This window comes from Brucella daejeonensis (assembly GCF_014199265.1).
GTDB classification, from domain to species: domain Bacteria; phylum Pseudomonadota; class Alphaproteobacteria; order Rhizobiales; family Rhizobiaceae; genus Brucella; species Brucella daejeonensis.
In genome coordinates, this window is sequence record NZ_JACIJG010000014.1 from 79,117 (window position 1) to 103,689 (window position 24,573).

Genomic DNA, 24,573 nt, shown 5'->3' on the forward strand with positions numbered 1-24,573 from the left:
CATTATATAGCGGCTGCAAGTATTTCATTTTCCTCATTTTTCATGAATGGAGCTACGCGATCCCGCGCCCACATGTAAAAACTGCCGGGCTGGAGAGACACGACTTCCTTATGCTTTTTATGTATATGGAAGCCGATGAAATCGGGATGATCCATCGGTTCGAGACCATAGGACGGGTCGTAGATCCGCGCCGCATCCTTGCCGACCCAGTAATAGAAATTCTCTCGCGGCGCCGCGCTCCCGAATATCCCGTATTTGCGGGCAAGGCGCGAGATACCGTCATTGCCGAAAACCGTGATGCCGATGGATGCAGGCGTTATTTCCTTGCCGATCAACCGATATTGAAGCGGGCGCAGCTTCCCCCGCCGGATTCCGAGCCAGCGCGGCAACGGATATGTTGCCGCCATATAGGCCTCGAACTCGCGAATGATCGGGTGGTCGTGCGGAAGATACAGCGCCGATACGCCGACGCGGAACCGATTCTCGCGAGCGAGATAGGGTTTGTCGGGATCGGGATGAAACTGCTTGAGCAGATAGACATCCGTATCCAGCCAGACACCCTGGCGATGCTTCATCAGCATGATGCGGAAAATATCGCTGAACTGGACGATGGTACGGCGCGAACGGAAGTCGGGATAGGCCGGATCGAGCCGCTTGAACGCCGCTTCGGGCAGGATTTCGGCCGCATCACGCAGTTCGACACCCGGCGGCACGTTCTCGACCGGCGCATAGGAAAACAGCTTGACCCTCTGCCCCGTCATGACCATCGACGCCAGACAGATGCAGTCGACCTCGCGCAGGCGAGGCCCATACCAGAAGGTGCAGATGTCCATGCTAGCCCTTTTGTGCCGGAATTTCAGCACAAGCTAACACAAGACTGTGATCAGAAAAATTCCAGACTGACGCGGAACATCTGTTCAACATGCTTTACTGCATCAGATGTTGCGAAAATGACGACACGATCCTTCGGCTTGATGCGCACATCGCCGTTCGGACGGATCACCTGTCCGTCCCGATAGATCGCACCGATTCGCAACCCCTCCGGCAGATCGAGATCGCGCAGCGGCGCGCCGACGAGCGAGGATGTCTCCAGGGCCTCGGCTTCGATCAGTTCGGCCTTGTCGCGATAGACGCTATAAACTTCCCGAATGCGACCGCGACGCACATGCTGCAAAATCTTGGAGATGGTGACGGCCTTCGGATTGATATGGGCGTCGATCCCCACCATGTGGGTAAAATCCTGATAGGCGACGGTGTTGAGCAGCGCCATGTTGGATTTGCAGCCCAGCCGCTTTGCCATGATGCTCGACAGGATATTGACCTGGTCCTGATTGGTCAGTGCGACCATCAGGTCGGCATCCTGGATATCGGCTTCCAGCAGCAGGTTCTGGTCGAGCGCGCTGCCGTGCAGCACCATGGTCCGCTTAAGCTGGTCGGCAATCGCGAAGGCGCGCTCATGCTCGCTTTCGATCATCTTGACGCGTGTGTTCCATTTGCGCTTCTCGATGGCCTTGGCCACGTAGAGACCGATATTGCCGCCGCCGGCAATCACGATGCGGCTGGCCTCCGGCTTTTCGTGGCCGAAGAGGGAGAGCGTGCGGCGGACCTGCTCGCGTGTCGTGACCACATAGGCAAGGTCGCCCGCATTCAGTTCGTCGGACGAATGCGGGACGAACAGGCTGTCATTGCGCACGATGCCGACGACGGTCGCGGCAAGGTCCGGGAAGAGATCGGTCAACTGCTTCAGGGGCGTGTTGATGACCGGGCATTCCTCAAGGCATTCGATGGCGAGGCCGATGATCTTGTCGTCGGCAAAGCGCAGCACGTCGGTCGCGCCCTGTAGCGCGATGCGGCGCAGGACCACCTCACCCACTTCGAGTTCGGGCGAGATGATAACGTCGATCGGCAGGTTTTCCCGCAGGAACAGGTCCTGATACTCGGCCCTCAGATAGGATTGGGCGCGGATGCGGGCGATCTTCGTGGGAACGTTGAACACCGAATGCGCAACCTGACAGGCCACCATATTGACCTCGTCGGACAATGTGACGGCGATGATCATGTCCGCTTCGTTGGCGCCGGCCGCGGCAAGGACGTCTGGTTGCGATCCGTGGCCGACAAATCCGCGCACATCGAGCGTGTCCCGCACGATCTCGACATGGCGCGGGGATGTATCGATGACGGAAACGTCGTTTTCTTCCGATGCGAGGCGCTCGGCGATACCGTAACCGACCTGCCCCGCTCCACATATAATTACCCGCATGACTGCTCCGTCCGCCCAAATTTAAATTTCATCATACGCCGAGCGACTTCAGTTTGCGATGAAGCGCGGAACGCTCCATGCCGACGAACTCCGCCGTGCGGGAAATATTGCCGCCAAAACGATTGATCTGCGCGATCAGGTATTCCTTCTCGAAACGCTCGCGCGCTTCGCGAAGCGGCAACGCCATGATGTGCTGATCGGATTCCGTCGGCGCGCGCGGCAGCGTATCGCCGATTTCCGACGGCAGGAGGTCCGCCGTTACCGGCGCTTCCGGGTCGTCGCCCCGCGCCAGGATCATCAGGCGCTCGACATTGTTGCGCAACTGGCGAAGATTGCCCGGCCAGCTATGGGCCTGCAGAACCGCCATCGCGTCGGAGCCGATCCTGCGCGGCTTGATGCCCGCCTGTTCCGCGATCTGGTTCATGAAATATTCGACCAGCGCCGGAATGTCCTCGCGCCGCGCGGCGAGCGGCGGAACCTGCACCGGAACGACGGAAAGGCGATGGAAAAGATCCTCGCGGAAGGCGCCTTCCGCGATCATGCCTTCAAGGTTCTGCGCGGTGGAGGAAATGATGCGCACATCCACCTTCACACGCTTGGTGCCGCCCACGCGCTCGAACTGCTGATCGACCAGAACGCGCAGGATCTTGTTCTGCGTCTCGCGCGGCATGTCGGCCACTTCGTCCAGATAGAGAATGCCGCCATGGGCTTCTTCCAGCGCGCCGACCTTGCGCTCGCCGCCGTCCATTTCCGTGCCGAAAAGCTCGATCTCCATACGCTCGGGCGTAATGGTCGCCGCATTCACCGTCACGAACGGCCCGCTCGCGCGGGTCGATTGTGCATGAATGGCGCGGGCGGCGAGCTCCTTGCCCGCACCCGACGGGCCGGTGATCATGATCCGGCTGTTGGTCGGCGCCACGCGCTCGATGGTCTGGCGCAACTGGTTCATGGCCAGCGACGCGCCTATCAGTTCCAGATGATCGCCCGTCCGCTTGCGCAGGTTCGACACTTCGCGCTTCAGCTTGGAGGTTTCCAGCGCCCGTTCCGCAACGAGGATCAGACGGTCGGCCTTGAACGGCTTCTCGATGAAATCATAAGCGCCGCGCCGGATCGCCGAAACCGCGGTCTCGATATTGCCGTGGCCGGAAATCATCACCACGGGAAGTTCGGGATGCTGCTTCTTGATCTCGTCGAGCAGGGCGAGGCCGTCCAGACGGCTGCCCTGCAACCAGATATCGAGAAATACGAGACGGGGAACGCGGTCGTTGATGGCCGCGAGCGCGCTATCGGCATCGAATGCAGTGCGCGTTTCATGGCCCTCGTCGCTGAGAATACCAGCCACCAGCTCCCGGATATCCGCTTCGTCATCAACAACAAGAATATCGGCTGCCATATCAAATCACCTGTCCAGCTATCTTTTTTCCGTCATTTCCCGCATCCCCGCCGGCATGACCGCCAGCGTCTTCGGGAAAGACCATACGAATCATCGCGCCCCGGCCTCCGTGAAAATCCACGGGCGCATCGTGCAGTTCGAGATGTCCGCCGTGATCCTCAACAATCTTGCGGACGATTGCGAGACCGAGGCCGGTGCCCTTCTCGCGCGTGGTCATGTAGGGTTCGAGCAGCTTCTGGCGGTCGTCCCCCGGCAGGCCCTTGCCGTTATCGATGACATCAACGACCAGTTGCTCCTGCGAACGGTAGGAACGAATGAGGATATGCCCCTCGCCGCGATTTTCCTTTGGAACCGCATCGATAGCCTCGCTGGCATTCTTGATGACGTTTCCGAAAGCCTGCCCGATAAGCCGGCTATCGAAGGAACCGATCAGCTTTTCGGCCCCGAAATCGTTCTCGAAGCGGATATCGCTGCGGCTCACTTCGACGAGGAATGACGATTCACGCAGCGCCTCACGCATATCCATATGCCGCATTTCCGGCTTCGGCATACGGGCAAACGCCGAAAACTCGTCAACCATGCGCCCGATATCGCCGACCTGACGGATAATCGTGTCGGTGCACTGGTCGAAAACCTCGCGATCCTCGGTGATCACCTTGCCGTAACGGCGACGGATACGCTCGGCGGAAAGCTGGATCGGCGTCAGCGGATTCTTGATTTCATGCGCAATGCGACGCGCCACATCGGCCCAGGCCGACGACCGCTGCGCCTGGACCAGATCGGTAATGTCATCGACCGTGACAACATAGGAATGATCCTCGGATTCCACATCTTCGACAGTCACCTGCACATTGAAGGTGCGCGCCACGCCGCCGCGCGTCATGCCGACCTGTTCGCGGTGCACGGTTTTCCCGGTGGAGCGGGCGACTTCGAATGCCTGTCCGATCTCCGGCGCGATGGCGCTCAACGACTTGCCGATCGCCTTGTCGGAAGCAACGCAGAACATATGCTCGGCGGAACGGTTCAGGATGGAAATGGACCCATCGGTCTCGATGCCGATGACGCCCGCCGTCACGCCCGAAAGCACCGCTTCGGAGAAGCGGCGGCGCTCATCGATCTGGTCCTTGGCCGAAATCAGCTCGTTGCGCTGGCTCTTCAGTTCCGCAACCATGTTGTTGAACGTGCCGGACAGCGCGCCCACGTCGCCATCCGACGAACGAACCGGAACGGAGACGTCGAGATTGCCCGCAGCCACATCGTCCGATGCGCCGATCAAAAGCCGGATCGGCCGCACGAGCCGGTCGGCAACGGCAATGCCGGTCCAGATGGCGGACAGAAGCACGATCAGCGTCAGGCCGAAATAGAGCAGCGCGAAGGCGATCTGCGTCGGAATGCGGTTCGCGTCCATCTCCTGATAACGCTGCGTATTCGCTTCCATCAGGTGCATGGCGTCGATGATCTGTGCGTCCACGGCCCGGATCGTATAGAGATAGACATCCGGTATTTCACGCATACGGATGATCGCGCCGACGAACTTGCTGTTGCCCGGAGGGATCACGACCGGCTTTCCGTCCGAAGCCGTCTTCAGGGCGTCTGCGGGCGCTGGCGGCAATCCTCTTTCGGTGCCGACATTGCTGGCGACGACCACTTCTCCGTCTTCGCGCACGAGAAATGCGCCGAGCAGGCCGCGTCCGCGTGCTTGCAGGGACATGAGCTGGATGAACCCGCCCCGGTCAAGACTGTAGATCGTCCGCTGTCCGTCGAGGTCCTGCAACATGGAATAGGACGTGCTTTGCAGATTGCGCCCGGTTTCGAGAATGTAGGATTGCGACAGGCTGCGCGATGAATTGACGATGTCTCGCGTGTTGGTGTCGAACCAGCGATCGAGGCCGAGATTGAGCGTGACCGAGGCGACGATCGCGACAACGATGGCAGGCACTGCGGCGATCAGCGAGAACAGCGCGACAATGCGGACATGGAGACGCGACGCGGCCTTGCCGAGCCTTCGCGCGGTGACGATGCGATAGACTTCGCGGCAGATCAGCAGGATCAGGAACAGGATCAGCGCCACATTGACGATGACAAGCGCCAGCGTGACCGTGCGGTCGGGCGTGATCGGCGTGATGCCTATGAGGATGGCGAATGAAATCGATGCCGTAATCAGTGCCGACACGACGGTGATGATGCCCGGCAAGGCGAGAAGCCTGCGCCCCTCGCCTCCCCGCGATGACCGGTTCCGCGACCCAAGGTCCTGTGATTGGTTCTCGCTATCCATATCCGCCGTCAGAATCGCTGCGTTCATGTTAACCATGCTACCCAATAGCGTTGCATCTATGCAACGCAATGTGGCGAAAATGCAACGTTATTGTGTGTGCCGTTACTGGCGGAAGGCGGTATCGTCTGGGCGAGCTTCAGAAATATCGGAGCGATAACGGCCGTTGGTCTCAGAGACTGTTCCAAAAGTTGCCATAAGCGGCTGCGAATGGCAATTTCTTGCGTTCCGATACTCGAAAAGCACTCGTTTCGCCACGGCCTGACGAATTTGCAACTGTAGTGTCAGGCGCGTTCCAGCGCGACGGCGATGCCCTGCCCGACGCCGATGCACATGGTGGCGAGTGCGTATTTGCCGCCATTGAGCGTCAGTTCCAGCGCAGCCGTACCGGCAATACGCGCGCCCGACATGCCGAGCGGATGGCCGAGCGCAATCGCGCCGCCATTCGAATTGACGCGGGCGTCATCGTCGGCAATGCCAAGCTCGCGCAGCACCGCAAGACCTTGCGAAGCAAAGGCTTCGTTCAGTTCGATCACGTCAAAAGCGTCGGGCGCAATGCCGATACGGGCGCAAAGCTTTCGGGTCGCGGGAACAGGTCCCATACCCATGATACGCGGCGGAACGCCAGCCGCAGCACCGCCGAGGACGCGGGCGATAGGCGTAAGGCCGTATTTCTTGACGGCAGCTTCCGAAGCGACGATCAGCGCTGCCGCGCCGTCATTGACGCCCGACGCATTGCCCGCCGTTACCGTACCGCCTTCGCGAAACGGGGTCGGCAGCTTGGCCAGCGTCTCGATGGTCGTGGCGCGCGGATGCTCATCCTTATCGACGATGACCGGATCGCCCTTGCGCTGCGGGATCGTGACGGGCGTGATTTCCCTTGCCAGACGTCCATTGGTTTGCGCAGCGGCAGCTTTCGCCTGGCTGCGGACGGCAAAGGCGTCCTGATCGGCGCGGGAGACATTATAGTCTGCGGCAACGTTTTCACCGGTTTCCGGCATGGAATCGACGCCATATTGCTTCTTCATCAGCGGATTGATGAAACGCCAGCCGATGGTGGTGTCAAAGATTTCTGCCTTGCGCGAAAAGGCGCTGTCCGCTTTCGGCATGACGAAAGGCGCGCGGCTCATGCTTTCCACGCCGCCGGCTATCATCAGTTCCGCTTCGCCAGCCTTGATGGCGCGGGCAGCGGCGATGAGCGCGTCCATGCCGGAGCCGCACAGGCGGTTGATCGTGGTGCCGGAAACATTGACCGGCAGGCCAGCCAGCAACAGCGACATGCGCGCGACGTTGCGGTTGTCTTCGCCAGCCTGATTGGCCGAGCCGTAGATCACGTCATCGACGGCTTCCCAATCGACGGACGTGTTGCGTTCCATCAGCGCCTTGAGCGGGATTGCGCCGAGATCGTCGGCGCGGACGGAAGAAAGCGCGCCGCCATACCGACCGATGGGCGTGCGGATAAAGTCGCAGATATAAGCTTCAGTCACGGCAGTTCTCACGATTCTGGCCTCACAATTCTGGAACAACGAGATCGGCCACGGGGCCATCGATATGCAGCGTTGCGCCGGTCATGGCCTGTAACTCTTCCAGTGTCATGGCCGCAAGCTTTTCGCGCAGGACAAAGCGGCCTTTGTCGATATTGATAACGGCGTGGCTGGTATAAATGCGCGTGATGCAGCCGACGCCGGTCAGCGGAAAGGTGCATTTTTCCACCAGTTTTGGCTCACCTTTTCTGGTGACGTGCTCGGTGATGACCACGACCTGTTTCGCGCCGTGGACCAGATCCATCGCGCCGCCGACGGCGGGCACACCCTTCGCACCGACCCGCCAGTTAGCCAGATCGCCATTCCGGGCAACCTGATAGGCACCGAGGATCGCCACGTCGAGATGGCCACCGCGCACCATGGCGAAGCTGTCGGCATGGTGGAAGAAGGAGGCGCCGGGCTTCAACGTCACGGCCTTCTTGCCGGCATTGATCAGGTCCCAGTCTTCCTCGCCTTCCGCCGGAGCCTTGCCGAAATCGAGAATGCCGTTTTCGGTGTGGAAAATGGCTTCGCGGCCTTCCGGCTGATAGCGGGCGACCATTTCGGGAAAACCGATGCCGAGATTCACATAGGCGCCATCGGCAATATCCTGCGCGGCGCGCCATGCAATCTGGGCGTTGGAAAGTTTTATATCCTCATGGGTGTTGATCGTCGTCATGCGTAGGTCACTCCCGCCCGAACGAGTTCCTCTTCCTGCTGCGGATTTGCAACTTCGATGATGCTGTCGACGAAGATGCCCGGCGTGATGACATTTTCCGGCTCGATGCCGCCAAGCGGCAGAATCTTCGAAGCCTGCACGATGGTCCTCGCCGCAGCCATGCACATCAGCGGATTGAAGTTGCGCGCCGCCATGCGGTAGGTCAGATTGCCGTGAACGTCCGCGACATGCGCCTTGATCAGCGCGAAATCCGCCTTGAGCCAGCGTTCCTGCACGTAAGGCCGACCGTCGAATTCGGCGATCACCTTGCCTTCGGCAAGCTCGGTGCCATAGGCCGTGGGCGTATAAAATGCCGGGATACCGGCACCGCCCGCGCGGATGCGCTCGGCCAGCGTTCCCTGCGGTACGAGTTCAAGCTCTATTTCGTCCGCCAGATAGCGGTCGGTGAAAGCGCGCGGATCGGACGAACGCGGGAACGAGCAGACCATCTTCCTGACCATGCCCGCATCGATCATCGCGGCGATGCCAATGCGGCCGTTGCCTGCATTGTTGTTGATGACAGTCAGGTTCTTCGTCCCCTTGTCGATCAGGGCATGAATGAGTTCGATCGGCGCACCGGAGCCGCCAAATCCCCCGATCATGACAGTTGCGCCGTCTCCTATCCCGGCAACGGCCTCCGCCAGACTTCCGATTGTCTTGTCCATATCTCCTCCGGTCTCAATCGCGGTGGAGTTAGCCATCGGATCGGCAAAGGGTCAAACGGTTTGTGCGATATTTGACATTTGTTCATATATCGCACAAACTGAATTTTCACATTGAGGAAATTTCATGCGCGAAACCGATTTCGTTGGAGGCTTTGCCAAAGGATTGAAGGTCATCGAGGCGTTCGGTGAAGACCGGCCACGTCTTTCGATAGCTGACGTTTCAAAAATTACGGGCCTTGATCGCGCGACGGCGCGGCGATGCCTTTTGACGCTCGCCGAACTCGGTTATGCCGAATATGACGGCAAATTCTTTATGCTCCAGCCCAAAATCCTGCGGCTCGGGCACGCATATCTTTCTTCGACACCTTTGCCGACGATCATCCAGCCGCATCTGGACCGGCTCTCCGATACGGTCGGCGAAAGTGCGTCCGCATCCGTTCTCGACGGCACCGAAATCGTTTATATCGCGCGCGCTTCGCAAATGCGCGTGATGTCCATCAACCTGATGGCCGGGAGCAGGCTACTGGCCTACTGCGCCTCGATGGGCCGCGTGCTTCTGGCCTGGCTTTTCGACGCTGACGCAAGGGCCCTGCTCGAACGGACGGAACGAAAAAGCCTGACGCCGTTCACAAAAACGGAAATTAGCCAGTTAATGACTGAGCTCGCTCTTATTCGCGATCAGGGTTATGCAATCAACGATCAGGAACTGGAGCTTGGGCTACGCTCCATTGCCGTTCCTGTCTTCAATCATCGCGGCAGCGTTGTCGCAGCACTCAACATCGGAGCGCCCGTGGCCCATGTCGAGACAGGCGATCTGGTTAAACGCTTCCTGCCTGCCATGCTACAGCTACAGTCGGAACTGCGCGGCTTGCTGAGATGAATTGCCGAGGATGAAAAGTCCAATTCAGCTTTGTGGTGACGCGGTCCGATCCGCCAGATGTTCACGCTCCCTCAAGCGAAACGAACGGGGTGTCTCCCCAGTCATTTTCAGAAAGAACCGCGAAAAATAAGCGGGATCCGAAAAACCGAGACTGTAGGCGATATGCTGCACAGACGATGGCATGGCGATCAAATCGCGCCTAGCCGCCTCAATCAGCCTGTTTGCAACCATGTCTTGTGTCGTTCTCCCCGTAAGCTGTTTGACAGTCCGGTTGAGATGCGTCGGCGAAACCCCCAGCAGTTTCGCGTAGAATGAAACAGGCTTGTGTTCCCGGTAATAGCGGTCGATCAGTTCCTGCAAGCGCTCCATACGGGGATGTCCGTACATCTGACGCTCGTCCTGCATCGCCGGATTCGAAGAAAACGCATATCGTAGAATATAAATGAACGCTGTCTTGATAAGAGAGTCCAACAAACTGTTTTTATATGGTTTTCTTGCATGGAACTCTTCCTGCATTTGCCTTAGGAGAGAAGAAAGCAATGCGAGATTTTCTTCGCCTGCGCCTGCCATCGATATCAGTTGCGGCTGCATGAGCCACTCCGACATCACGCCCCCGGCGCTTCCGCCGGTAAATGGAATATGCGGGCTCAAGATCGTCACGATATGCCCCACAATATCCCTGGAGAATGCAAACCCGTGATTGAATCCGGGCGGCACCAGAATGGCGCATGGTGTCTGGAAGGGGCAAACGACGCTATCGAAACGCGCATGTCCCGCGCCGCCTTCGATATAAAGGAGTTGAAAAAAGCTGTCGTGACGATGCAGCGCAATCTCGAAATTGTGCAGGCTCGATCGCGAAAAAAGCGTCTCGCAATGCAGCCAGAAATCCGGCTTGTGCTCGCTCTCTTCTCCGTAAAGCTCATATGTTGGAACGAAATTGCCCGACATTTCTCTTCCTTCTATGTTCGATCTGTACAATAAATTGCCGGAAATATCCATTGTCAGCATGGAGGTTCCCTCAAGAATAAAAGGACATGCATTGGGAGGAACATATGCGCACTCAGGTCGCAATCATCGGATCAGGCCCTTCCGGCCTGCTTCTCGGCCAGCTTCTGACAAAAGCCGGGATAGACAACATTGTGCTGGACCGCGTCAGCGAGAATTACATTCTGGGGCGTGTTCGCGCTGGCGTATTGGAAGAAGGCACCGTCAATCTGATGGATGAAGCCGGAGCATCGGCGCGCCTCCACAGAGAAGGATTGCCGCATGACGGTTTCTCGCTCGCTTTCGACGGACGCGATCACCGTATCGACCTGCACAGGCTGACCGGCAAGCGGGTTACCGTTTACGGCCAGACCGAACTGACGCACGATCTCATGGATGAACGCAAGAAATCCAACACGCCCGGCATTTACGAAGCCGGCAACGTAACGCCGCATGATTTTGATACGGCGGCGCCATATGTCACTTACGAAAAAGACGGCAAAACCCATCGCATCGATTGCGATTTCATCGCCGGATGCGACGGTTATCACGGTGTAAGCCGGAAATCCGTGCCGGAAAAGGCAATCGATATCTTTGAAAAGGTCTATCCGTTCGGCTGGCTCGGCGTGCTGGCAGATATTCCGCCGGTCGATCACGAACTGGTCTATGCGAACCATGAACGCGGTTTTGCGCTATGCTCCATGCGCTCCCTCACGCGCAGCCGTTATTATATTCAATGTTCGCTCGACGAGAAAATCGAAGACTGGAGCGACCAGCGTTTTTACGATGAATTGCGCCGACGGCTTCCGGCACATCACGCCGAAGCCATGGTGACCGGACCGTCTTTCGAAAAATCCATTGCGCCTTTGCGCTCTTTCGTGGCCGAACCGATGCGCTTCGGACGGTTGTTCCTCGTCGGCGACGCTGCCCATATCGTTCCCCCGACAGGCGCGAAGGGACTGAACCTGGCCGCGAGCGACGTGCACTATCTTTACGAAGGACTGAGGGAGTTTTACCTCGACAAGTCGAATGCCGGCATCGACGCCTATTCCGCCCATGCGCTCGCACGCATCTGGAAGGCTGAACGCTTTTCGTGGTCCATGACCAAGATGCTGCACCGCTTCCCGGATATGGTTCCATTCGATCAGAAGGTGCAGGAAGCGGAACTCGATTATTTCTGCACGTCTGAAGCCGCTTCGACCGCGCTTGCCGAAAACTATGTCGGACTGCCATTCTGATGGCATATATCCGGTGCCTTTCCAGCAAAAGCGTGAAATGCCCACACGGAGAAATCAGTCCACCGGACTGATTTCCATCCCGCCTCGATAAGATTTGGAACCTGCCGCCTCACGCACTGTCTGAACCAGAATTTGCATGGCGGCCGTTTGAACCATGTCCGTGCGCATGGTCAGCCCCACCGGGCCCGTCGTCTCGCTTGTATCGATTGGAAGCGCGACGAGCTTGCCTTCCGACACGTCTCTGGCCGCAACCCCTTCCGAAATGATCCATACGGCATCGCTGTCGCGGACAAAGGCGCGTCCGAACGCATCGGATACAGTCTCGATCTGGATCGGCAGGGCGCCTATGCCGTTTGTGATCAGCAACCGGTCTACAAAGGGGCGAATGATCGAATTGCGTGTCGGCATCAAGACCGGATAATCAGCCAGATTTTCAAAAATCGCGTGTCCATGTGCCAGGGGGTGCCCTGCCCGCACCAGAAACCGGACCTGTTCCGAATAAAGATGCTCGAATGAAAAGCCGGTCATCTTTTCCGGCGCGGCAAGCCGCCCGACCACGAGATCGAGATCGCCGACCCGCAACTGTTCCAGAAGCACGGCATTTTCTCCCGTAACGATTTTGACCCGGCTGGACGTTCTTTCCGCAAGGAACAGGCTCATCGCTTTCGGCATGATGCGCGTCGACACTGTCGGCAAGGCGCCGATGCGGATAGGCGGTCCCGATCCATCGAGTTCCTGAGAAACCGAATCCAGTCCCTGCCGCAAGGCCGTCAAAGCTGTCCCGGCGTGACGAAGAAACACTTCGCCATACCGGGTTATCCTTATGCCGCGGCCGTCCCGCTCCACCACCGGAACGCCCAGAATCTCTTCCAGCTCGCGCATCGTCTTGGTCACGGCCGGCTGGCTGACGCTCAGAATTTCGGAGGCCTTCACGACGCTCTTCTGCCGCGCGACCTCGACGAATGTGTGCAGATGGCGAAACTTGATCCTGTTCCCGATCACTCTTGTATAACCTTATAGTTATGATTTTAGCTGATAATATCATTTTACTTAACCACTTTAAAGAAGGACAGTGCTGCACGAGAGGAGAAAGCCGTGCAATTCGCGTTCCTAAACGACGTCGTCATCCATTATGATTTTCGGCCGGTAACGGAAGAAAAGCCCGTTCTGGTTTTTATCAATTCGCTTGGAACCGATTTCCGCATATGGGATGACGTTCGCACGCGCCTGCATGACGATGTGTCGACGCTCGTTTATGACAAGCGCGGTCACGGTCTTTCGGATATCGGAACTACTCCCTACACGATCGAACTGCTTGCATCCGATCTCGTCGCCCTGCTCGATGAACTTTCGATAAAGCAGGCCATCATCTGCGGCCTTTCCGTCGGCGGCCTGATTGCACAAGGCGTTTATGCGTCCCGGCCCGATCTGGTGGCCGGGCTTGTCCTGTCGAATACAGCGCACAAGATCGGCACGGCGGAAATGTGGAATGCCCGTATTGCTGCAATTATGCAGGACGGACTTGCAAGCATCCTCGACGCGACCATGCCGCGCTGGTTCACGCCGAACTATCGACGCCCCGACAATCCTGCCTTTCGCGCCTATTGCAATATGTTCGAGCGGCAGCCGCTTGACGGTTATGCGGCAACATGCGCCGCGCTGCGCGACGCCGATCTGACCGAAACGGCGAAAGGAATTTCGGTCCCCGCACTTTGTCTGGTCGGAGATCAGGATGGCTCCACGCCACCTGCCCTTGTGCGCGAACTGGCAAGCCTCATTGCAGAAGCGGATTTCTCCGAAATCGCGGCCAGTGGCCATATCCCCTGCGTCGAACAACCCGACGCCTATGTCGCGCTGTTGCGTAATTTTCTTTCAAACAGATTCTAGCATGGAGAATAACCATGGCTGACAATGCCGTACGGTCGGAACACTACAGGATCGGCATGAATGTACGCCGTTCGGTTCTGGGCGATACGCATGTGGATCGCGCTTCGAACGGCGCGACCGACTTCGATGCCCCGTTCCAGGAGCTTATAACGGAAGCCGCCTGGGGGACTGTCTGGTCACGGCCCGGCTGGACCATGCGCGAGCGTTCCATCGTCACGATTGCGCTTCTTGCAGCACTGGGACAAGACGAGGAAGTTGCCATGCATATACGCGCCACGAAAAATACAGGCGCGACAAAGGAGGACATCTGCGAAGCATTGATGCATGTCGCTATCTATGCGGGGGTTCCGGCTTCGAACCACGCATTCAAGATCGCCAAGCAGACCTATGCGCAGATGGAAACGGAGGAAGCTGAAAAATGAAGAACAGTCTGCCGGAGGCAACTCCATTCTTTGCCCGCGATCTATCCATGCATCCACCGGCCTATACGCCGTGGTACAAGACCTCCGTCCTTCGCTCACCGACCCGCGCCCTGCTTTCGCTCGAAGGCACCAGGAGCGAAATCACCGGCCCGGTATTCGGGCACAACATGCTGCATGAACTGGATAACGACCTCATCCTCAATTATGCGCGTCCCGGCGAAATGCCGATAGGCCCGCGCATTCTGGTGCATGGACGTGTTCTCGACGAGAGTAACCGGCCGGTTCCGGGCGCGCTGCTGGAATTCTGGCAGGCCAATGCCGGTGGGCGTTATCGCCACAAGAAGGAAACCTATCTCGCCGCCATCGATCCCAATTTCGGCGGCGTCGGCCGCACGATTACGGATGAGAACGGCTATTACTGGTTCAAGACCATAAAGCCCGGTCCCTATCCCTGGCCGAACGGCGTGAACGACTGGCGCCCCGCGCACATCCATTTTTCGGTTTTCGGTCATGGTTTCGCGCAGCGCCTTATCACACAGATGTATTTCGAGGGCGACCCGATGATCTGGATATGCCCGATCGTCAAGACCATCCCGGACAAATCGGCTATCGAACGACTTGTTGCGCCGCTGGACATGAACGCCGGTTTGCCGATGGATATGCTCGCCTACAAGTTCGACATCGTGTTGCGCGGACGCCGTTCCACATTCTTTGAAAATCGCCCGGAGGGTAACTGATATGGTTCAGTCTTTAGGTTATCTGAAGGAAACCGCGTCGCAGACCGCCGGACCCTACGTTCATATCGGACTGACACCCAATTTCGTCGGCATAAATGGCGTCTTCGGGGAGGATCTCGGTTCAGGTCCTCTCTATACGGAGAGTGCGGCTGGCGAACGCATTACGATCAAGGGCCATGTCATCGATGGCATGGGCGCGCCGCTTCGCGATGCGCTTGTCGAAATATGGCAGGCCGATGCAGCGGGGCTTTACAACAGCCCATATGAGGCCGGCGGGACGGCCGATCCCGGTTTTCGCGGCTGGGGCCGATGCGCAAGCCATATGGATACCGGCGAATTTGCATTCGAGACGATAAAGCCCGGCCGTGTTCCTTTCAGGGACGGACGCCTGATGGCGCCGCACGTCACCTTGTGGATCGTCGCGCGCGGTATTAATCTCGGTTTGCAAACACGGATGTATTTTTCCGATGAAGCCGAGGCCAATGCGGAAGATCCCGTCCTTGCCCGCATCGAACATCGCAGCCGGGTACAAACCCTGATCGGTGGGCGCGAGGGTAACGTCTATCATTTCGACATTCACTTGCAGGGCGAGAAAGAAACCGTCTTTTTCGATATTTGACCTATGAGCATTTCGGTCTTCGAACACCCTTTTCTTGCGCAGCTTTTCGGCGATGACGAAGAGATATTGAGCCTGTTCACGGCAGCGGCCGATATTTCCGAAATGTTGCGTTTCGAAACGGCCCTGGCCGAAGCGCAAGCCGATCTCGGTCTCATACCGGTCGAGGCAGGACAGGCGATCAGGCAAGCCGCCGAAACGTTTGAGCCCAACCTGTCCGAACTGGCGAAAGCGACAGCGCGTGACGGGGTGGTCGTTCCTTCATTCGTAAATGAACTGCGCAAAACCGTGGGAAACGGCCACGGCGAATACGTCCATTTTGGCGCGACAAGCCAGGACGTCATCGACACGAGCCTGATCCTGCGCCTGAAGCGCGCAGCCGCGATCCTCTCCGGGCGACTGCAACAACTCGCACAACGTTTCGACTGGCTCGATGCGGCATTCGGAAAGAACAGGCTGACCGGTTATACGCGTATGCAGGCGGCTATCCCGATCACCGTTTCGGACAGGATCGCGAGCTGGCGGCAGCCGCTTGGCGATTACGAAGCAAGACTGAATGCCGTCGTCTTTCCCGTGCAGTTTGGAGGTGCGGCCGGAACGCTGGAAAAATTCGCGGACGATGGAGCGGCCCTGCGCAAGTTGCTGGCGGATAGACTTGAACTGCATGACGGTCCGCAATGGCACAGCCAGCGCGCCTTCCCTGTCGAGTTCGGCAACCTGCTTTCCCTTGTCACGGGAACGCTTGGAAAATTTGGACAGGATATCGCGCTCATGGCTGAACTGGGCGCGGAACTGTCGCTGACCGGCGGCGGCGGATCGTCCGCCATGCCACATAAACAGAACCCCATAGCAGCGGAAACACTGGTCGGCCTTGCCCGTTTCAACGCCGCCCAGATGGGCGGGCTGCATCAGGCCATGCTGCATGAACAGGAGCGTTCCGGCGCAGCCTGGATGGTTGAATGGATGATACTGCCGCAAATCGTGGCATCGACGGGCAGCGTTCTCAACATAGCATCCGCACTGATCGACAAGATCGCACGGATCGGAAACGAACAGCCACCCAACATATAACCACGCGATTATCGTTCATGGGAAATTTTTCATTTTACATGACCAATTAGATAGGCATTCTGAAATCAGGACATTCCCTGATGCGACAAGACGGTCACGCACGGGAATGTTGGGCAATCGGGAGGAGAACATGAAGAAAATCACATTAACCGCACTTGCGGTCTTTTCACTCGCAACATCAGCGGCTTACGCCGATGTCGTGAAAGTTGGCGTCATCGGTCCTTTCTCAGGTCCATTTGCCCTTCAAGGCAAAAACTTCAAGGCTGGCATCGACGCCTATATGACGGAACATGGCGACAAGATCGGCGATGACACCGTGGAAATCGTCTATCGCGATGTGCCGCAAGCCGATCCGGCGCAATCCAAGGCGCTGGCGCAGGAACTCGTGGTCAAGGAAGGCGTGCAGTATCTCGCCGGCTTCTATTTCACCCCCGACGCCATGGCGGTTACGCCCATTCTCAAGCAGGGCAATGTGCCGATGGTGGTCATGAATGCCGCCACCTCCTCCATCGTTACGAAGAGCCCCTATGTGGTGCGCACTTCGTTCACAACCTGGCAGACTTCGACCCCGATCGCAAAGGTCGTGCTGGACAAAGGTGTCAAGAAGGTCATCTCGGTTGTAAGCGACTACGGTCCCGGCGTGGATGCGGAAAACGCTTTCAAGGCCGCGTTCACAGAAGTCGGCGGCGAAGTGGTCGAAGCCATTCGCATGCCGCTCGCCACGAACGATTTCAGCCCGATCATGCAGCGTATCAAGGATTCCGGCGCGCAGGGCGTATTTGCTTTTCTGCCGTCCGGTCCAACGACGCTCGGTTTCATGAAATCCTATGTCGACAATGGATTGAAGGGTTCCGGCGTCCAGCTTTTCGCGCCGGGTGACCTGACCCAGGAATCCGACCTTCCCGCACTGGGAGAGAATGCGCTTGGCGTTCTGACGACATTCCATTACGCGATCTCGCATGACTCGCCAGAGAACAAGAAGTTTGTCGAGGAAGCCCGAAAAGCCATCGGCAACCCTGTGGAACTTTCCTTCCCGTCGGTCGGGGCCTATGACGGCATGCATGTCGTCTACAAGATGATCGAAGCGACCGGCGGCGAAAAAGATGCGGAAAAGGCCGTCGAATCCGTCAAGGGAATGGAATGGATCAGCCCGCGCGGCCCCGTATCCATCGACCCGGAAAGCCGCCACATGACGCAGAACATCTATCTGCGCGAAGTCGCCAAGGCTGACGACGGCACCTATTACAACAAGGAAATCCAGACCTTCGAGAAGCAGGGCGACCCTGGCCTGAAAGCCCAATAATCGGCATTCAGGAGTTCAATCGCCTCGATGCCTGAATAGGGCAAGGCGCATTCGCTCCCGGTTCGCAACTGCATATTTCAACGCGTATCCCGAAAATCGTTCAAACGCTTCGGGATGCGCTCCAACAGGACCCCTCAATGCAGACTGTGCTCAGCATTGCTGTCGATGCCCTCGCCTATGGCATGGTGCTTTTCGTCATTTCCATAGGCCTTTCGGTCACCATGGGCTTGATGCGTGTCGTCAATCTCGCTCACGGCGCATTTGCAATGATCGGCGGCTATTTCGCATCCTATGCCGCCCAGCAGCTTGGCCTCAATTACGGCTTCGCGATCATCATTGCCGTCATCGGTACGATGATCATCGCCGTTCCGGTGGAAAAGCTACTCTATCGGCGCATTTATGGAGCCCCCGAACTGACTCAGGTGCTGATGACCATCGGCATCACCTTCTGCATAATCGGCCTTACCAATTACATATTCGGGCCGACGCTGAAGACCATTCCCCTGCCCGAAATGTTTCGCGGATCGGTCGATCTCGGATTTCGATCCATTGCAAAACACCGCGTATTCGCAATCGGATGCGGCTTGGCCGTCGCTCTCGGTCTCTGGTACATCATCGAACGCACAGCCTTCGGCGTAAAGCTGCGCGCCGCCGTCGACAATGCCAACATGGCGGCAGCGCTCGGCGTGCGAACGCAAATCGTCTACGCGATCAGCTTTGCGCTTGCCATCGGGCTTGCTGCTTTCGGCGGTGTCGTGGGAGCCGAACTTCTGCCCGTGGAACCCTATTATGCGCTCCGCTACATGGTGACATTTCTGGTCGTGGTCTCCGTTGGCGGCGCGGGCTCCATACCCGGCGCGCTGATAGCCTGCCTCCTGCTCGGTGCCATCGACACAACGGGTCGTTATCTGGCACCGGAATATGGCGAGTTCTTCTTTTATCTCGCGGTGATTGTAATTGTAACATTGTTCCCGCGCGGTCTCGCGGGAAGGCTGGCCAGGAAATGACCGACATGGCGCACCCCCTCCCCCAAATCCGTCATTCTTATGCGGGCCTCATTGGCATCGGCGCCATTATTGCAGCCGGTATCGTCGGCTGGTTTCTGTTCCCCGACAATCTGGCGCTGCTGACACGCATCGTCGCGATCGCTCTCCTCGTCCTGTCGCTCGACCTGGTGACGGGCTATTGCGGCATCGCCACGCTCGGTCATGCCGCCCTGTTCGGCGCCGGCGCATATGGCGCGGGCATCGCCGCCGCCCATTTCGGCATTACCGACCCGATCCTGATGACGCTTGCGGGTCTTGCCGCAGGGGCTGTCACCGGGCTTGTTTCCGGCACTGTCATCCTGCGCGCTCATGGTCTCGCACAGCTTGTTCTATCGATTGCCGTCGTACATCTGTTCCACGAAGCCGCCAACAAGGCATCCGGCTGGACCGGCGGCAGCGATGGCCTTAGCGGCATTTCCCCCGATCCCATATTCGGCATGTTCGAGTTCGACCTCTACGGGCAGACAGTCTACGTCTATGCCATCGTTCTGCTGCTCGTTTCCTTCATCTTCCTGCGCTATGTCGTGCGTTCGCCATTCGGTATGCTTTGCCGTGGCGTGAGGGAGGACCCGATCCGCATTCACGCAATGGGCGCGTCGGTTCAGTCCGCACAGCTTCGCATGTATGTCATATCCGGTGCCGTCGCCGGCATCGGGGGCGCGCTGAACGCCATCTCCACACAGGTCGTCGGGCTTGACAGTTTGAGTTTCACAATGTCGGCGGAAGCCCTGGTAATGCTGGTTCTCGGCGGGACGGGATCGCTGTTCGGCGGACTGATCGGCACGGTGGTTTTCATGTGGTTCGAGGACCTCGTCTCCGCCGCAAACCCCTTCCATTGGCTCACAATGGTCGGAGCGCTGCTGATCGCGGTCGTGCTGTTTGCGCCGCGCGGTCTCTATGGAACCGTGGCTTACCATTTCGAAAAGCAGAGAGCGCATAGCAAATGAGTACCGTGTTTGAAGTTAGCAAGCTGCGCAAGAATTTCGGCGGTTTGGCGGTCACGAACGATGTTTCGCTCAGCATCGCCAAAGGCGACCGTGTCGCCCTCATCGGCCCGAATGGCGCGGGCAAGACCACTTTCGTCAATCTGGTTACGGGCAATCTCGCAGCAACCTCCGGCACCGTGACGCTGGACGGCGAAAACATATCGAGATTCAACGCGATGCGACGCGTCCGGCGCGGGCTGGTGCGCTCATTTCAGGTTACACGCCTCTTCTTTGACATGACGCCGGAAGAACACGTCGCGCTTGCCATCCTGCAGCGCGAAGGCAAAACAGGTCGCATTCTTGGCAATTATCGCAAAATGCCGGACGTCATGGACGAAGTTCGCGACATTCTCGATACGCTTGGCCTGCTGCCTCTCGGTCGGTTGCGGGTGAGTGAAATCGCTTATGGCCAGCAGCGACTTCTGGAAATCGCCCTTGCATTGGCGCTTCGACCCAAAGTTCTACTGCTCGACGAGCCTGCCGCCGGTGTTCCGCAAAGCGATACGGGTCGCATTGAGGAAGCGCTGGACCGGCTGCCCGCCGATCTGGCGATACTCATGATCGAGCATGATATGGATCTCGTTTTTCGCTTTGCAAAACGGGTTATCGTGCTGGCTGCCGGTACGGTCATTTTTGACGGACTGCCGGAAGATGTCGTGCAGGATGCCCGCGTCCGTGAAGCCTATCTCGGGAGCTATGCGCAATGAGTGCCGCCTCGCTTGAAGTTCGCAACCTTTCCTCGGGTTACGGCCCCACACGCGTCATCGACGATGTGTCGTTCAAAGCTGAACCGGGATCGCGGCTTGCCATTCTCGGCCGCAACGGCGTCGGAAAAACCAGTCTGTTTGCCACCATAGCCGGACAGACGCGCCGTTATGGCGGCGAAATTCTGCTGGATGGGAAAAATATCGCCACGCTTCCATCGGCGGCCCGCGCAATTGCCGGTCTTGGCTACGTGCCGCAAACCCGCGATATCTTTCCGACCCTCACAGTCGAAGAAAACCTTTTTGTCGGCCTTAAAAGCCGTCCGAAAGATGCACTCGAAGAAGCCTATGCCATGTTTCCGCGCCTGAAGGAGCGGCGACGCAATCTTGGATCGCAGCTTTCCGGTGGCGAGCAGCAGATGCTCTCAACGGCTCGCAGCATTCTCGGGCAGCCAACAGTATTGTTGCTCGACGAACCGCTGGAGGGCCTTGCACCCGTCATCTGCGAAGAGTTGATGGCTGCATTCTCGACACTGGCGCAGAAAGGCGACATGACGATCCTGCTTGTCGAACAACGTATCCAGAGCGCGCTCGATTTTGCCGATCATGTCATCATTCTCGAACGCGGCAGGGTCGCCTGGCTAGGCGAAACAGGAGAGCTTGCAAACAACAACGGCGTCATTGAAAAATTTCTTGGCGTCGCTGCCGTGTGACCGATCTCACCATGCTCCGGCTTGATTGCGCCGACGACGTGCCAAGGCGTTTTTTTTAAAAGTAAAAAGCCCCGCAATGCAGTACATGGGGCGGAACCGCCATGCCCGAAGGCGATCTGGACGCTTGACGAATGGCCGTCATTCCAATTCGGTCAGATCAATAGCGGAAATACAGCCGTAACAAGGAATCAAGACAGCCCAAAGCGGAGGCCATTTTGTTTCCGACGACTCGCCCCGCTTAACATCAGCGGCGAGTATTCTGCGCGTTGAATGTCGGATATAATCTGAAATGGCGGCTAAATGCCTGATTTTATGGCGCACCCGACAGGATTCGAACCTGTGACCTCTGCCTTCGGAGGGCAGAAACGCAACTTTTCCTAAAATTGAAATCAATTACATCACATTGATTTTAATACCTATTTCAATAGACCACGATTACCCACTATTGCCACGAATTGCCCATTTGTGCTACCTATTAGCTACCTAGGAAGCAAACTCAAAGGGCATCCCATGGCGCAGTCAAAGAAACGCATTGGTATTCGGGACATAGCGGCCTTGCCGGTTAACTCGGTTGTGTGGGATAGCACTGTGACAGGTTTCGGGGCACGACGGCAACGTGGCGAGTCTGTTTCCTACATTCTCTTTTTCCGCACCAAGGACGGACGCCAGCACAAGATCACCATAGGACGGCACGGAGCGCCGTGGACACCGGATACTGCTAGGGCCGAAGCGCAGCGCCTCCTCGGCGAGGTAGTCGTGAAAGGTAAAAGCCCGACTGCCGCGCGCCTCTCGGTGCAGACCGTGGCCGAACTATGTGACCAATACCTCAAGGATGCAGGGTCAACGATGCGTCGCCCGAAGAAAGCTTCGACCCTTGCCACGGATGCAGGCCGCATCGAACGCCATATCAAACCGCTCCTTGGTCGTAAGTCAGTTGCTCAAGTCACCCGCCAAGATATCGAGGATTTTATGAACGATGTGGCGAAGGGAAAAACTGCGAAGATCGAGAAGACAAAGAAGCCGAGGGGCAAGTCGGTGGTGCGAGGCGGAACTGGCACGGCGAGCCGAACGGTTGGCCTGCTCGGCGGCATCTTCACTTACGCTGTCCGGCTGGGCTTGCGGCCCGACAATCCAGTCCATGGAGTCATGCGGCCAGCGGACGCTCGCAAGATGCGCCGCCTTAACGACGAGGAATACAAAGAGCTTGGCAAAGCACTGGCCCGTGAAGACATGTGCCCCCCCGCGCTGGCAGCAATCCGCTTCCTCGCCCTTACGGGATGGAGGCGGAGCGAAGCCAGCCTGCTCCGTTGGGAAGAAGTAAACCTCGAACGTCGTACCGCTACGCTGGGGGATACCAAGACAGGTTTCAGCATCCGCCCGCTTTCCAAGGCAGCTTGCGATGCGCTTGGCCCGGCGAAATCCTCCGGCTTGGTTTTCATCCCCGCACGAGGCGAAACCTTGGCACTGCAAACGCATTGGGAGAAGCTGAAGCTTCCAGCGGGCATCACGCTCCACACACTTCGGCACAGCTTCGCAAGCCTTGCTGCCGATCTGGGCTATAGTGAGCCGACTATCGGAGCATTGCTCGGTCACAAAAGTACAACGATCACGGCGAGGTACGTTCACTTTGCTGACGCGGTGTTGGTGGCAGCGGCTGACGCAGTAGCGGATGAAACATCTCGAAGGTTATCACCCTTCGGAGCTGGGCATATATAACTCAATAACTCATAAAAATTGTAACGTTGTTACCGAAACTAAAAAACGATGCGCCGCAGCATAGCGACTCGCAGTAAAATTGCACTGGCTTAAACGCGCGCGTAAGTTATGCAGTACCAACTCCGTCAGCGCCAACTCATTCCCCTATGCAAAGGTGTGCACACCTAATGCGCCATTATACACCAACAGTGCGTCACTCGGGAGCACCTGTTAGAACCCACAGTTTGCTTAAAGCTATTGACAGAATGCATGGTCATCTTGACTCTGTTGGCGAACATTACGTTTAAAGGGGGCATGAGATATGGCAGAGACTGAGACGTCCGTTTATATTGGAACCATTAGTTACTTAATTTCAAATAGAAGTTATCATGATTTTATCGTCGGGGGAATGAATGTAAATCAGCTGCCTCTCCTCTCAGATTCTGTCGCCAGATTGCAAAATTCTCTCGACTTACTTCCAGCCGTTCAGATGGCGTATGACCGAAAAACCATAAATTATTCTGGAAGAACGTCAAAGAACTTTAGGCACTATGAGAATATAGAACCATTTCTATTTGAAATTCAGAATTTCTTTATCGAGTCAGTCTCATTTGAGAGTGGATCAGTTTATGCGAAGGTAAAAATCGGTGCATTTATAGCATTCACAGCATACAATGGGCTCGCTGATTATAATGATGTCAAAGCGGGGTTTACGGAGCTGCGTTCCGATATCATTCAGATCGTAAGTGATGCATTCGGGGTTGATGGAGCCGGTCCGATTCAAGGTCAACAGCCGGTAGACGATGCAGATATACGATATTATTTTATTCAGCCTAGCAGGTTAGAAGACGAAGTTCTCAAACGACGAGCCGCTGAACAGTGAGATTCGCTTTCTTTTCGTTCTACGTTGAACTCCAATAGGATTTCATTTCGCTAGGACAACACCGACACGACGTGTCTCAACTTGCTCCAGTATCGTGGCATTACGGTGCCCACAATTTCCAACCCGCCTGCATAGCCAGATTTTGGGGCAGCTAATATAGCGATATTGCGATGAAACACAGGCTTAATGCTTTCATGACCGTTGAAGTTGCAACGCAAATCTGGGGATTTGTGCCCACGACTGAGCCTTACAACTAAAATAGCACCACATAATTTGTCGAGGCTACAGTTCACGACAAAACCGCGTCGGCATAGTATATTGTCGTTGTGAGCTAAAGGATAGCTGATGAACTCTGAAACTTGGCAAAACTTACTCCATTTGGAGAGCCGAGATATCGTTAGTAATTGGTTTGAAAAGATTCATAACCGGAAGTTGAGCGCACGTCGGGCAAAAGAAATTATTTCTTCCGCACGACAAGGACGTGAACCGCGCCGGGTTTGCCGGAGACCGTTTGGTTTAAGTTATGCGGCCATGGGTGGCGCGTCCAGCATGGCGTGATATCGTTCTTCGGCCTCGG

General features: G+C 57.1%; 23 protein-coding genes. 14 read left to right on the top strand and 9 right to left on the bottom strand.

The genetic code is table 11. The features are described from left to right. Positions 1-2: 2 nt before the first annotated feature. From FHS76_RS16790 to FHS76_RS16820, 7 genes are all read right to left on the bottom strand, one after another. Positions 3-833, bottom strand: coding sequence for a glycosyltransferase family 32 protein (locus tag FHS76_RS16790; RefSeq protein ID WP_183655342.1), 831 nt, complete (start codon positions 831-833; stop codon positions 3-5). 50 nt (positions 834-883) lie between these two features. Next, the gene (gene trkA, locus FHS76_RS16795) at positions 884-2,260 is read right to left on the bottom strand and encodes a Trk system potassium transporter TrkA (RefSeq protein ID WP_183655345.1); all 1,377 of its coding nucleotides are present in this window, start codon (positions 2,258-2,260) and stop codon (positions 884-886) included. Positions 2,261-2,291: 31 nt separating this feature from the next. Then, a complete protein-coding gene (gene ntrX / locus FHS76_RS16800; protein WP_183655348.1) occupies positions 2,292-3,653 on the bottom strand; it encodes a nitrogen assimilation response regulator NtrX in 1,362 nt (453 codons plus the stop codon). Position 3,654: 1 nt separating this feature from the next. Next, positions 3,655-5,997 carry a sensor histidine kinase NtrY-like gene (locus FHS76_RS16805; protein WP_374828633.1) on the bottom strand — a complete coding sequence of 781 codons (2,343 nt, stop codon included), beginning with the start codon at positions 5,995-5,997 and terminating at the stop codon, positions 3,655-3,657. A gap of 212 nt (positions 5,998-6,209) precedes the next feature. Continuing rightward, the gene (gene pcaF / locus FHS76_RS16810) at positions 6,210-7,412 is read right to left on the bottom strand and encodes a 3-oxoadipyl-CoA thiolase (RefSeq protein WP_183655355.1); all 1,203 of its coding nucleotides are present in this window, start codon (positions 7,410-7,412) and stop codon (positions 6,210-6,212) included. 22 nt (positions 7,413-7,434) lie between these two features. Next, positions 7,435-8,127, bottom strand: a complete 693-nt coding sequence (locus FHS76_RS16815; protein WP_183655358.1) for a CoA transferase subunit B — start codon at positions 8,125-8,127, stop codon at positions 7,435-7,437. Then, the gene (locus FHS76_RS16820; protein ID WP_183655362.1) at positions 8,124-8,831 is read right to left on the bottom strand and encodes a 3-oxoacid CoA-transferase subunit A; all 708 of its coding nucleotides are present in this window, start codon (positions 8,829-8,831) and stop codon (positions 8,124-8,126) included. Before FHS76_RS16820 ends, FHS76_RS16815 begins: the two co-directional genes overlap by 4 nt. 124 nt (positions 8,832-8,955) lie before the next feature. Between FHS76_RS16820 and FHS76_RS16825 the strand changes: the two genes are divergently transcribed. Then, positions 8,956-9,711, top strand: coding sequence for an IclR family transcriptional regulator (locus tag FHS76_RS16825; protein WP_183655365.1), 756 nt, complete (start codon positions 8,956-8,958; stop codon positions 9,709-9,711). 24 nt (positions 9,712-9,735) lie between these two features. Here FHS76_RS16825 and FHS76_RS16830 read toward each other — a convergent pair whose 3' ends face one another. Beyond that, complete coding sequence (locus FHS76_RS16830; protein WP_183655423.1) at positions 9,736-10,659, bottom strand: helix-turn-helix domain-containing protein; 924 nt, start codon at positions 10,657-10,659, stop codon at positions 9,736-9,738. Positions 10,660-10,763: 104 nt separating this feature from the next. Here FHS76_RS16830 and pobA point away from each other — a divergent pair, with 104 nt between their 5' ends. After that, positions 10,764-11,933: a 4-hydroxybenzoate 3-monooxygenase gene (pobA, locus tag FHS76_RS16835; RefSeq protein ID WP_183655368.1), complete on the top strand. Its 1,170-nt coding sequence runs from the start codon at positions 10,764-10,766 to the stop codon at positions 11,931-11,933. Positions 11,934-11,987: 54 nt separating this feature from the next. Here pobA and pcaQ read toward each other — a convergent pair whose 3' ends face one another. Further along, positions 11,988-12,935: a pca operon transcription factor PcaQ gene (gene pcaQ, locus FHS76_RS16840; protein WP_183655371.1), complete on the bottom strand. Its 948-nt coding sequence runs from the start codon at positions 12,933-12,935 to the stop codon at positions 11,988-11,990. Between the two features lie 93 nt (positions 12,936-13,028). Here pcaQ and pcaD point away from each other — a divergent pair, with 93 nt between their 5' ends. The 12 genes from pcaD to FHS76_RS16900 all read left to right on the top strand — a co-directional run bounded on the left by pcaD (position 13,029) and on the right by FHS76_RS16900 (position 23,996). Further along, positions 13,029-13,820 (top strand): 3-oxoadipate enol-lactonase, encoded by a 792-nt coding sequence (gene pcaD, locus FHS76_RS16845; protein ID WP_183655374.1) that lies wholly within the window; start codon positions 13,029-13,031, stop codon positions 13,818-13,820. 14 nt (positions 13,821-13,834) lie between these two features. Beyond that, a complete protein-coding gene (gene pcaC, locus FHS76_RS16850) occupies positions 13,835-14,242 on the top strand; it encodes a 4-carboxymuconolactone decarboxylase (protein ID WP_183655376.1) in 408 nt (135 codons plus the stop codon). Further along, on the top strand, positions 14,239-14,979 hold the full coding sequence (pcaH, locus tag FHS76_RS16855) for a protocatechuate 3,4-dioxygenase subunit beta (RefSeq protein ID WP_183655379.1): 741 nt from the start codon (positions 14,239-14,241) through the stop codon (positions 14,977-14,979). Before pcaC ends, pcaH begins: the two co-directional genes overlap by 4 nt. Before the next feature lies 1 nt (position 14,980). Further along, entirely contained in the window at positions 14,981-15,598 is a 618-nt protein-coding gene (pcaG, locus tag FHS76_RS16860) for a protocatechuate 3,4-dioxygenase subunit alpha (protein ID WP_183655382.1), read from the top strand. Positions 15,599-15,601: 3 nt separating this feature from the next. Further along, positions 15,602-16,666, top strand: a complete 1,065-nt coding sequence (locus FHS76_RS16865; protein WP_183655385.1) for a 3-carboxy-cis,cis-muconate cycloisomerase — start codon at positions 15,602-15,604, stop codon at positions 16,664-16,666. Between the two features lie 130 nt (positions 16,667-16,796). Continuing rightward, a complete protein-coding gene (locus FHS76_RS16870) occupies positions 16,797-17,969 on the top strand; it encodes an ABC transporter substrate-binding protein (protein WP_183655388.1) in 1,173 nt (390 codons plus the stop codon). A 137-nt stretch (positions 17,970-18,106) separates the two neighbouring features. Continuing rightward, entirely contained in the window at positions 18,107-18,976 is an 870-nt protein-coding gene (locus FHS76_RS16875) for a branched-chain amino acid ABC transporter permease (protein ID WP_183655391.1), read from the top strand. After that, a complete protein-coding gene (locus FHS76_RS16880; RefSeq protein ID WP_183655395.1) occupies positions 18,973-19,962 on the top strand; it encodes a branched-chain amino acid ABC transporter permease in 990 nt (329 codons plus the stop codon). The genes FHS76_RS16875 and FHS76_RS16880 overlap by 4 nt, the downstream gene beginning before the upstream one ends. Beyond that, positions 19,959-20,708, top strand: a complete 750-nt coding sequence (locus tag FHS76_RS16885; RefSeq protein WP_183655398.1) for an ABC transporter ATP-binding protein — start codon at positions 19,959-19,961, stop codon at positions 20,706-20,708. Before FHS76_RS16880 ends, FHS76_RS16885 begins: the two co-directional genes overlap by 4 nt. After that, on the top strand, positions 20,705-21,418 hold the full coding sequence (locus tag FHS76_RS16890) for an ABC transporter ATP-binding protein (RefSeq protein WP_183655401.1): 714 nt from the start codon (positions 20,705-20,707) through the stop codon (positions 21,416-21,418). Before FHS76_RS16885 ends, FHS76_RS16890 begins: the two co-directional genes overlap by 4 nt. A gap of 510 nt (positions 21,419-21,928) precedes the next feature. Continuing rightward, the gene (locus FHS76_RS16895) at positions 21,929-23,134 is read left to right on the top strand and encodes a tyrosine-type recombinase/integrase (protein WP_183655404.1); all 1,206 of its coding nucleotides are present in this window, start codon (positions 21,929-21,931) and stop codon (positions 23,132-23,134) included. Positions 23,135-23,435: 301 nt separating this feature from the next. Further along, entirely contained in the window at positions 23,436-23,996 is a 561-nt protein-coding gene (locus tag FHS76_RS16900) for a hypothetical protein (protein ID WP_183655407.1), read from the top strand. The last annotated feature ends 577 nt before the right edge of the window (positions 23,997-24,573 follow it).

Bases quoted from the DNA above. Each gene is read 5' to 3' on its own strand.
- FHS76_RS16885 (WP_183655398.1), top strand. From the start codon at position 19,959: ATGAGTACCGTGTTTGAAGTTAGCAAGCTGCGCAAGAATTTCGGCGGT.
- pcaH (WP_183655379.1), top strand. From the start codon at position 14,239: ATGAAGAACAGTCTGCCGGAGGCAACTCCATTCTTTGCCCGCGATCTA.
- FHS76_RS16875 (WP_183655391.1), top strand. From the start codon at position 18,107: ATGCAGACTGTGCTCAGCATTGCTGTCGATGCCCTCGCCTATGGCATG.
- FHS76_RS16865 (WP_183655385.1), top strand. From the start codon at position 15,602: ATGAGCATTTCGGTCTTCGAACACCCTTTTCTTGCGCAGCTTTTCGGC.
- pcaG (WP_183655382.1), top strand. From the start codon at position 14,981: ATGGTTCAGTCTTTAGGTTATCTGAAGGAAACCGCGTCGCAGACCGCC.
- FHS76_RS16880 (WP_183655395.1), top strand. From the start codon at position 18,973: ATGACCGACATGGCGCACCCCCTCCCCCAAATCCGTCATTCTTATGCG.
- trkA (WP_183655345.1), bottom strand. From the start codon at position 2,260: ATGCGGGTAATTATATGTGGAGCGGGGCAGGTCGGTTACGGTATCGCC.
- FHS76_RS16900 (WP_183655407.1), top strand. From the start codon at position 23,436: ATGGCAGAGACTGAGACGTCCGTTTATATTGGAACCATTAGTTACTTA.
- pobA (WP_183655368.1), top strand. From the start codon at position 10,764: ATGCGCACTCAGGTCGCAATCATCGGATCAGGCCCTTCCGGCCTGCTT.
- pcaC (WP_183655376.1), top strand. From the start codon at position 13,835: ATGGCTGACAATGCCGTACGGTCGGAACACTACAGGATCGGCATGAAT.
- ntrX (WP_183655348.1), bottom strand. From the start codon at position 3,653: ATGGCAGCCGATATTCTTGTTGTTGATGACGAAGCGGATATCCGGGAG.
- FHS76_RS16870 (WP_183655388.1), top strand. From the start codon at position 16,797: ATGAAGAAAATCACATTAACCGCACTTGCGGTCTTTTCACTCGCAACA.
- FHS76_RS16830 (WP_183655423.1), bottom strand. From the start codon at position 10,659: ATGTCGGGCAATTTCGTTCCAACATATGAGCTTTACGGAGAAGAGAGC.
- FHS76_RS16895 (WP_183655404.1), top strand. From the start codon at position 21,929: ATGGCGCAGTCAAAGAAACGCATTGGTATTCGGGACATAGCGGCCTTG.
- FHS76_RS16815 (WP_183655358.1), bottom strand. From the start codon at position 8,127: ATGACGACGATCAACACCCATGAGGATATAAAACTTTCCAACGCCCAG.
- FHS76_RS16790 (WP_183655342.1), bottom strand. From the start codon at position 833: ATGGACATCTGCACCTTCTGGTATGGGCCTCGCCTGCGCGAGGTCGAC.
- FHS76_RS16820 (WP_183655362.1), bottom strand. From the start codon at position 8,831: ATGGACAAGACAATCGGAAGTCTGGCGGAGGCCGTTGCCGGGATAGGA.
- FHS76_RS16890 (WP_183655401.1), top strand. From the start codon at position 20,705: ATGAGTGCCGCCTCGCTTGAAGTTCGCAACCTTTCCTCGGGTTACGGC.
- FHS76_RS16825 (WP_183655365.1), top strand. From the start codon at position 8,956: ATGCGCGAAACCGATTTCGTTGGAGGCTTTGCCAAAGGATTGAAGGTC.